This window comes from Candidatus Schekmanbacteria bacterium, assembly GCA_003695725.1.
Classification (GTDB): Bacteria; Schekmanbacteria; GWA2-38-11; order GWA2-38-11; family J061; genus J061.
This window is the reverse complement of record RFHX01000300.1, coordinates 1-9,434: the sequence shown is the minus strand read 5'-3', so window position 1 is coordinate 9,434 and position 9,434 is coordinate 1. Positions and strand designations below refer to the sequence as shown.

Genomic DNA, 9,434 nt, shown 5'->3' with positions numbered 1-9,434 from the left:
TCTAATAGATGAATCACAAACTGTAGCAAAAGCATTTGGTGCTCAATGTACTCCAGACATATATCTTTATGATTCGAAATTACATCTGGTGTATCATGGAAGGTTCGATGATAATTGGCAGGATGAGAAAGCAGTAAAGAAAAAGGATTTGGAAGAAGCAGTAAACAATCTGATTGAAGGAAAAGCTATTACTGAAAATCAATATCCCTCTATGGGATGCTCCATTAAATGGAGAGAATAACTCTATTTTTTTAACCTATCCAAATGAATGTTGAAGTAAGGCCTTTTTTTCCATTCTTCGTCTCTTCTCAATTCGCGGTTTTGATTTCTCAATTCCTCTGCTGAAATTATCCAAACCGATTGTATATCCGCTTTATTATTTGTCCTTTCTCTTTCTCTCAAAAGGAATTCTTTAAAGAGAGGTCCTGTAATTATGCATTTCTTTGGCCTGCCTTTGATTTGGTAGCTTTCGTTGCCCTTTGAAACATTTATGGAAACTGGTTTGTCAAACCATATACTTCTTACCATATTTTTATTGGAAATAGATGAATCTAAGTCCTCCGCATAGGCTATTTCTCCTGTCTCTAAAACAGTCATTGAGTCTTTTATAACAACATGGGGATAACCTTTTTCATCGATTGTGGCAAGAATCTTGATTGAAGACTTGTCCTTTAGCAGTTTTTTGACTTCTTCATTCAATTCAATCATTGGGCATTCTCCTAATTATATTAATCTATTCTGCTCAAATCACTGTCGCCATGATTTCCACAGTGTTTATAATCGTCTGTATCGACTTTGATTCCATATGCCTTTCTTATGTCATGAAGCCCTTGGGCAAGCCGTATATAGTATTCAAGGGATGGTTGTTTTTGGTCTTGGAAGACAGAACCTTTTGAAGGGCTCCATACGAGGGCTAACATTGCTACTCCATTCTTCGCTAGAAATTCAGCGCCTTGGAATATGGATTTCAATGCTTCATCTTCCGTTTCAAATCCATATGGTTTTGACATTTCACATCCTGCTACGATGTTTGTGCAGACATTTCCTTTACCAAAGAATTCTACTGCATCGAGCATACTTCTTACCCAATTGTCGTAGCCAATAAATTTTTCTTTTCCCGGACAAATCCACTGAAACTTTTCCTTATCCCAAACCTCAATATCAGGACAATAAGATAAAAGCCTTGTTTCATTATAAAGCTTTTTAATCTGCTTTCTCGTCATTGCACAGCAGACAAGCTGAGTAGGAACTCTTCTGCTTTTGAAATTCTCTCCTATGGCTTGCAGAACATTTATGTAGCGATTAAGTTCAGAGTCAAAGGGCTCTTCTCCCTCAGGGTCGGCACCGCCTGTAATTGTTATCATTGAAAATCTGCCGGGTTCTTTCAATGCTTCTGCCACCGTTTCACGAATATCTGCAATATCCAATTCATATCCTCGTCCTGTTTTCAACCGTGTATTGGAGATATAGTTTATTGAACAGAATTTGCATTGGTTTCCACCTTTCCAATAATGACAGAATCGATATGCCCAGAGGTCAAGTCGTTGAGGCCTGTACATACCGACTCGAGACATTTCCATACCTGAAGAGGTTTTTTTCCCATAGAATTCAGGCACAGGACAGAAATCGATATCTTCGAGATATTCTCCATTGTAAAAAACTCCCAAATTCCCGTTGTGAAAATCTATTACATATGGGTCGGGTCTGCCTTTTGCAGGAAATGTCAGCACTGATGTGCCGTCTCGAAGTATTGCAGGGCCGGGATGCTCGCCAAATTCTGCTACTACTTTATCGGAATAGGTTGTGCCTCTTCTATAAAGGTCGAGTTTAAGAATTGTGAACTTCGGAAAATCAGGATATTTTTCTACTGCCTCTATATAAGTCAAATCTTTCTTCATAATTTATCCTTACCCATCATTATAATTTTTATTGAAAAAGAGCAACAAAATTGTGCTTAGATAATATTTATGGAAATGTCAATATGTAAATAATATTTAGTTGAATCATTCAAAAAATGTTGCTAAAATTGAGTAAATATTAATTTTATTATTGGAGGTTGAAAATGAAGATCGATGAAATAAATATTTCTATTATTAAGCATTTAAGAGATGGAAGAAAATCTTTCAAGGAAATTGCAGAGAGTTTAGACATTTCTGAAAATACAGTTCGAGCAAGAGTCGGAAAATTGATTGAAGAAGGTGTGCTTGACATTGCAGGCCTTGTCAATCCTGATGCGATTCCAAACCACAAAATTGCCATAATAGGAGTAAAGCTTTCCAATGTAACAATGGTTAAAAATATAGAAAAATTCAGCAAACTCAAAGGAGTTGTGTCTGTTTCTATAGTAACAGGAAGGTACGACCTGATGATGATTGTTATGCTCAAAGATGGTTTTGAACTTCTCGATTTTTATCAGGAAGAAATGTCTAAAATGAAGAATATCCAATCAGTTGAAACATTTATTGCTTATAAAAGTTACAATCTAAAAGTTCCTTATTTATTGTAATTAAAGTTTCTTTTCCTGCTTTAGATGTTTTATTTGAGCTCAATAGTTCTTTTGTGAAGCATTTTGGGTGTAGAAATTATTAGAAAATGCTGTATTCCCCTTGAAAAAGGGATGATTTCATTTTCAATATTTTCTCTCCATATCAATAATAATTGACAGAGAAAACTTTTAAATTTATACTCATCTAAAAGCCCAAAAAACTGATGTTATCCCTTTTTGCAGGCAAGCAGAAAGAGCTTGTCAGAAAAATTATAAAAGAAGCTGATTCGCTTCTTGAAAAAATCTCATCTGGCAATTCCTATGATAGGGAAGCTGTTTCTAAAAGGGCAGTGGAATACCTAAAAAACAGCAATTGGCAGGTGCGCAATATTGCTGTAAAAATGTTGGGAGTTGCTGGAGAAAAGAAACATTTGTCTCTACTCGTTGAAAAACTCTTAGATGACAATGAAGTCGGCTTTGTAAAGCGAAATTCAGCTATTGCAATACGTCAGATTGGAGTTGCCCAAGATGATGTTAAAAAAGCGTTGATAAATGCAGTGGGAGACAAATATTGGGAAACAAGGGCTGAATCTATTAAAACTCTTGCTAAACTATATAAAAACGATGAAGAGGCATTCTATGTAATTTCAAAGTCATTGATTCCCTTTGATTCTGATAAGGATAATTCAAATAGCTTCTTGTCATATAATAAAAAAATTAAGGAAAAGAACTTTGAAGTTAGAGCAGCAATTGCACAATCAATGGAATATTTTTTAGATTTAGAGGCATCTCTTGGTGTATTGGGCATACTTCTCGATGATGAGTCTTGGGTTGTGAGGGCTGCTGCACTAAATTCATTGAAAAAAATGGACAAAATCCCTGAAATACTTAAAAAGAAGGTTGAGAAATTGGACCTTACATGTGAGTCATTCAAGCCAATATTCCCATTAAAAGAAATTTTTTCTGAAATAATTAAAAAAAGTAAGGAGAGCTAAGTGCTCTATCTGCTTTATAAATATTTTTATGATCCTGAAAGCATTTTTTCATTTCTCCGTCTTTTCAGGTATCTTACATTTAGGATCATTTACGCAATGGTGACAGCTTTTATAATTGCAATTTTAACAGGTCCTTCGATAATCAGATTTTTGAGAAGAAAATCGCTGAAAGATATTCCAAGAGAGGAGATTGAACTAATTAATCCCTCATCGAAAGAGGGAACACCAACAATGGGAGGATTGTTGATTATTATTTCTATGATTCTTCCTGCAATCTTATGGTGCAACCTTTTCAATATGTATACGCAAATAATCATAGCTGCTACGGTGTGGTTTTCAGCCCTCGGAATCAAAGATGATCTGATTAAAGTAAGAGAAGGCAGAAAAGATGGTATGAGCAAGAAAGAAAAAATATTTTGGCAGGCATCCTTTGGATTGATTCTTGCTTTGATAATGGTTTCTCCTTTATCTCCAGTTGGTATGGACAAGGCAACGCACATAAATTTCCCATTTTATAAATATTCGGTAGATATTGGATGGCTCTATGTCCCCTTTGTTATTTTTGTTATTATGGCAACTTCTAATGCAGTCAATTTTGCTGATGGACTCGATGGGCTTGCTATTGGCCCTTCAATATTAACAGCTATGGTCTTTGGAGTTTTTGCATATGTGTTGAGCAATCTTAAATTGGCAAAATACTTTCAATTTGAATTTCTTAATGGCGCCGGTGAATTGGCAGTTTTTTCAGCAGCTTTTATTGGTGCAGGAATTGGTTTTTTATGGTTTAATTCATATCCAGCACAAGTTTTTATGGGAGATACCGGTTCGATGATGATTGGAGGAGTGTTAGGGACAATTGCTGTACTCATAAAACAAGAATTTTTATTCATAATAGCAGGAATTGTTTTTGTTGCAGAAGCAGCGTCAGTCTTTATTCAAATGGTGTTTATAAACTATATTGGTAGAAGACTTTTTTTGATGGCGCCGATACACCATTCTTTTCAAAAAAGAGGTATCGCAGAGCCAAAAGTTGTTATAAGGTTTTGGATTATATCGGCTATTTTTGCATTAATAGCTTTAAGCACTTTAAAAATCAGATAAAAAGAAAGGTGAATAAATGCAGCAGAAATATTTATCATTTACAGTTGAATCATTGAAACCTATCATTGAAGCCTTGATTTTTGTGTCAGAAGAGCCCTTGACAATTAATAAAATGGTCGAAATCGTGAAAGCAGAAAAAGCTCTCATAAAAGAAGCAGTATATGAGCTTATAGAAGATTATGACAAAAATGGAAGAGGAATGGAAATCATTGAGGTTGCAGGCGGATTTAAGATGAAAACCCGCACAGAGTTTTCGAAATGGATATCTGAACTTTATACAACAAGAAAAAAAGTGCGACTTTCTATTCCAGCACTTGAAACACTTGCAGTAATAGCATATAAACAGCCAATTACAAAAGCAGAAATTGAACAGATTAGAGGCGTCAACATTGGAGGTACATTGAAAACTCTTTTGGAAAGAGACCTGATAAAGATACTTGGGAAAAAGGAAGCGCCCGGACGCCCCATAATGTATGGTACGACAAAAACATTTTTAGAACTATTTGGCTTAAAGGATTTATCCTCTTTGCCAACTTTAAAAGAGTTTTCAGAGCTTGGCTTTGATTTGTCAGACAGTCAGTCGGAAGAAACTAACAAAGGCGAAGAAGAAAATGAAGGTGAGACTACAGAAAATAATAGCGGAAGCGGGGATAGTGTCGCGCAGGAAAGCGGAATCCCTGATAATGGAGGGGAGAGTAAAGGTTAATGGAAAGATTGTTACACAGTTAGGCACAAAAGCTGATCCCTCAGTTGACCATATTAGAGTCGATGGAAAATTAATAAAGATCAAGCCATCTGCAAAGAAGGAATATTATCTTTTCAATAAGCCGCAGGGGGTAATTACTTCATTAGAGGATGAGAAAGGAAGAAAAACTGTAATCGATTACTTTGACACGGACAAACGATTGTTCCCGGTAGGGCGGCTTGATTATAATTCAGAGGGGCTTTTAATTCTAACAAATGATGGGGACTTTTGTAAAATCCTTACTGATGCGGCAAATGGCATTGAAAGAGTTTACGATGTAAAGATACAAGGCTTTCTTGATGAGAAAATAAAAAGAAGAAAAATTAATGCAGTAAAGTTAGAAAAAGGGTATATATCAAAACCAATTATAGAAATTTTGAAGGAGACAAATTCGAATACATGGCTGCGTGTAACATTGAGGACAGGAAAAAATAGGGAGGTGCGAAGAATCTTCGAAAAACTTGGATATACAGTTGTGCGTCTGAAAAGGATAAAGTATGGACCTTTTGAGCTGGGAACACTTCCCAAAGGAGAATATAGAAAATTTACAGCAGAAGAAATGAAAGAAGTCAATATTTTGAAGAAAAAATGTTCAAGAAATAAAAAATAAAATACTCAGGGAGGTTAATTTGTTATGGGAATGTGGATAGGAATAAACAGGAAAGCTCGAGTTTGCTATGGATTTGATGAAATTGCGCTTGTGCCGGGGGATGTGACAATCAATCCCAATGAGGTCGATATAAGCTGGACTTTGCGGGATATGAAATTTGATATACCCATATTGGCGGCGGCAATGGACGGCGTTGTGGATACAAAATTTGCTATAGAAATGGGCAAGAATGGAGGATTGGCAGTTTTAAATTTAGAGGGAATTCAGACGAGATATGAAAATCCTGACGAGATTTTAGACCAAATAGCTAATGCTACAAATGAAGAAGCAACTAAGCTTGTCCAGTCAATATATCTTGAACCAATAAAAGAAGAGCTAATCAGCAAAAGGATTAAGGAAATCAAAGATGCAGGAGTTATTGCCGCTGTTTCAGCAATTCCACAAAAAGCTGAAAGGTTCGGAAAAATAGCAGAAGAAGCAGGTGCAGATATTTTTGTTGTCCAGTCAACTGTAACAACTGTTAGGCACATCTCGTCTGAATATGAAGTAGTGGATTTTAGGAAACTTTGCAAGACGATGAAAATCCCCATAATTGTAGGAAATACAGTTACTTTCAAAGCCACCTTCGAATTGATGGAAACGGGAATAGATGCAGTGTTGGTTGGCATTGGTCCAGGTGCGGCATGTACAACAAGAGGTGTACTTGGAATAGGCGTGCCGCAGGTTACTGCTACATGTGATTGCGCGGCCGCAAGAGATGCATACTATAAAAAAACAGGAAGATATGTGCCAATCATAACCGATGGCGGAATGAGTTCCGGTGGAGACATTTGCAAAGCAATTGCCTGCGGGGCAGATGCTGTAATGATTGGTTCATCATTTGCGAAAGCTAAAGAAGCACCCGGTAGAGGTTATCATTGGGGGATGGCAACTCCACACGCAAATCTTCCGCGAGGAACACGGATAAAGGTATCAACGACAGGAAGCTTGAAACAGATTCTTTTTGGACCTGCAGAGTACGATGACGGCTCTCAAAATTTGGTTGGTGCTCTTCAAACATCGATGGGAAATTGCGGAGCAAGGACTATCAAAGAGATGCAGGAAACAGAAATAATCATTGCTCCTGCAATAAAAACAGAAGGAAAAATTTTTCAGCAAGCGCAGAAGGTTGGGATGGGAAAATAAGGAACAATGAGTTGGGACAAAGAAAAGATATTGATTCTTGATTTTGGCTCCCAATATACACAACTCATTGCGCGCAAAATCAGGGAGCTGAAGGTGTATTGTGAGATACATCCATATAATACAAGCATAGAAAAAATTATTGATTTTTCTCCCAAAGGGATCGTTCTGTCAGGCGGTCCTGCAAGTGTAAGAGAGAATCAATCTCCGCAGTGTGATGAAAAAATATTCGATCTGGGTATCCCTGTTCTTGGAATATGCTATGGTTTTCAACTTATGTCGCGTCACTTTGGAGGAAAGGTGAGCGAATCTCCAAAAAGAGAATACGGCAGAGCAGTCATAAATGTTTTGAATGATGACCCAATATTTGAAGGGATAAAAGAGCTCGATGAAGAAAAAAGGATTGTCTGGATGAGTCATGGTGACTATGTTGAAGAGCTCCCAGAATCATTTAAAAGAATCGCTATAACGGAAAACTGCAAAAATGCTTCTGCAAAACACATAAACAAGGAATTTTATGGACTTCAGTTCCATCCTGAAGTTGCGCATACAGTAAAAGGGAAGGAAATATTGAGCAATTTCCTATTTCACATCTGTAAATGCAATGGGCTCTGGGATATGGGCTCATTTGTCGAGCAGAAAGTAGAGGAAATAAGAAGGACTGTTGGTAATGGAAAAGTCCTCCTTGCATTGAGCGGTGGAGTTGATTCGTCAGTTGCCTCGGTTTTGATAAATAAAGCAGTTGGACATCGCCTCCATTGCATCTTTGTAAATAACGGAGTACTTCGTAAAGGTGAAGCCGAAAAGGTAGTTTCCACATTCAAGAACCATTTTGACATCAATCTTTCCTATGTCAATGCAGAGAAAGAATTTCTTGATTTGTTGAAAGGAGTAACAGATCCTGAAAAAAAGAGAAAAATCATAGGCAACCATTTTATAAAGGTTTTTGAGAAAGAAGCTGAAAAATTGGGCGGTTTCGAATATTTGGCACAGGGCACTCTATACCCTGATGTAATTGAAAGTGTTTCCTGCAACGGACCTTCTGCCACTATAAAAAGCCATCACAATGTTGGTGGGTTGCCCGAAAAATTTAATTTTAAATTGATTGAACCTTTTAGAGAACTTTTCAAAGATGAAGTCAGATTAGTTGGAAAGTCATTAGGATTACCAGAAGATGTAATATATAGACAGCCATTTCCCGGACCGGGACTTGCTATAAGAATTATCGGTGAAGTTACTCCTGAAAGATTGAATATTCTCCGCGAAGCAGACAGTATAGTTGTTGAAGAAATTAAAAAAGCAGACCTTTATAAAAAAATATGGCAGTCCTTTGCAGTCCTTCTTCCTGTCAAAACTGTGGGTATAATGGGGGATGAAAGGACTTATGAAAATGTCGTGGCTGTCAGAGCTGTAGAGAGTCTCGATGGAATGACTGCTGACTGGGTCAAGCTTCCGCATGAACTTTTGGAAAAAATATCAAATCGAATAATCAATGAAGTAAGAGGCGTAAATAGAGTTGTTTATGACATAAGTTCGAAGCCGCCAAGCACGATTGAATGGGAATAAACTTTTGGCGGCACTCCGTTTTTATATGAGAAAATTCCTGATAAAAATAAATTGCAAGAAGATTTTCTGCGCTCTTTGGATTTTCTTTTCTATGATTTCGCCGCTTTATGCATCACAGCCAGATTATTATGCATTAGGGCATAAATATCTTGAAGAAGGTGAAGAAAGAAAGGCATCGGCTTCATTTATTAGGGCTATTGCAGAGGATAGAATAATTGCTGATTATGCTTACTATCAACTTTTTTTGATTGCAAAGAAGAGAGATAATCTGTCGAGCTGTAAAAAAATTGAAAGAATTTTCAGAATGAGACATAAAGAAAGCCGTTGGTTTGAAGAAATCCTCTTTGAATTTGCTGATATGTATTTCAAGAGGCAAGAATATAAGGAGGCAGTTGCATTCTATTCTGAATATCTTCGTTTATCTAAAAATCTCAACAAAAAAATCGACGCCATTTTCAATATGGCAACTGCACTTTACAAAATGGGTCGAAAGAATGATGCAAAAAAATACTATTTAGAAATATGGAAAGAATATCCTTATTCATATGCATCTGATATGGCAGAAGAGATATTGAAGAAGGATTATTACAAAGTTGATGAGATAAGAGACAAGTTTTTCATTTCTACCCTTAAAAAAAGAGCAGCAGTTCTTCATAAATATTATTTTTATAAAAAAGAAATCAAGGAGCTTGATTATATAATCAAAAGATTGACAGGAAAATTAACGGATTATTATGTAAAGGCAGTCAT

11 protein-coding genes are annotated in these 9,434 nt (G+C 36.5%); 9 read left to right on the top strand and 2 right to left on the bottom strand.

Annotation, left to right across the window (positions count from 1 at the left end; genetic code table 11):
* Positions 1-241: thioredoxin family protein (locus tag D6734_11230; GenBank protein RMF92908.1), on the top strand; the 241-nt coding region annotated here is incomplete at its 5' end.
* A gap of 2 nt (positions 242-243) precedes the next feature.
* Here the strand turns inward: D6734_11230 and D6734_11225 are convergent.
* Together D6734_11225 and D6734_11220 are read right to left on the bottom strand one after the other, a co-directional pair.
* Positions 244-708 (bottom strand): hypothetical protein, encoded by a 465-nt coding sequence (locus tag D6734_11225; GenBank protein RMF92907.1) that lies wholly within the window; start codon positions 706-708, stop codon positions 244-246.
* Between the two features lie 20 nt (positions 709-728).
* Positions 729-1,898 (bottom strand): radical SAM protein, encoded by a 1,170-nt coding sequence (locus D6734_11220; protein ID RMF92906.1) that lies wholly within the window; start codon positions 1,896-1,898, stop codon positions 729-731.
* Between the two features lie 164 nt (positions 1,899-2,062).
* Here D6734_11220 and D6734_11215 point away from each other — a divergent pair, with 164 nt between their 5' ends.
* From D6734_11215 to D6734_11180, 8 genes are all read left to right on the top strand, one after another.
* Entirely contained in the window at positions 2,063-2,506 is a 444-nt protein-coding gene (locus tag D6734_11215) for an Lrp/AsnC family transcriptional regulator (GenBank protein ID RMF92905.1), read from the top strand.
* Between the two features lie 203 nt (positions 2,507-2,709).
* Positions 2,710-3,480 carry a hypothetical protein gene (locus D6734_11210; protein RMF92904.1) on the top strand — a complete coding sequence of 257 codons (771 nt, stop codon included), beginning with the start codon at positions 2,710-2,712 and terminating at the stop codon, positions 3,478-3,480.
* 96 nt (positions 3,481-3,576) lie between these two features.
* Positions 3,577-4,581: a phospho-N-acetylmuramoyl-pentapeptide-transferase gene (mraY, locus tag D6734_11205; protein RMF92909.1), complete on the top strand. Its 1,005-nt coding sequence runs from the start codon at positions 3,577-3,579 to the stop codon at positions 4,579-4,581.
* A 16-nt stretch (positions 4,582-4,597) separates the two neighbouring features.
* A complete protein-coding gene (scpB, locus tag D6734_11200; GenBank protein ID RMF92903.1) occupies positions 4,598-5,287 on the top strand; it encodes an SMC-Scp complex subunit ScpB in 690 nt (229 codons plus the stop codon).
* Complete coding sequence (locus D6734_11195) at positions 5,193-5,936, top strand: rRNA pseudouridine synthase (protein RMF92902.1); 744 nt, start codon at positions 5,193-5,195, stop codon at positions 5,934-5,936. The genes scpB and D6734_11195 overlap by 95 nt, the downstream gene beginning before the upstream one ends.
* Positions 5,937-5,960: 24 nt before the next feature.
* The gene (locus tag D6734_11190) at positions 5,961-7,121 is read left to right on the top strand and encodes a GuaB3 family IMP dehydrogenase-related protein (protein ID RMF92901.1); all 1,161 of its coding nucleotides are present in this window, start codon (positions 5,961-5,963) and stop codon (positions 7,119-7,121) included.
* 6 nt (positions 7,122-7,127) lie between these two features.
* Positions 7,128-8,684 carry a glutamine-hydrolyzing GMP synthase gene (locus D6734_11185; GenBank protein RMF92900.1) on the top strand — a complete coding sequence of 519 codons (1,557 nt, stop codon included), beginning with the start codon at positions 7,128-7,130 and terminating at the stop codon, positions 8,682-8,684.
* A partial coding sequence (locus tag D6734_11180) for a hypothetical protein (protein RMF92899.1) occupies positions 8,671-9,434 on the top strand: 764 nt, incomplete at its 3' end. The genes D6734_11185 and D6734_11180, both read left to right, overlap by 14 nt.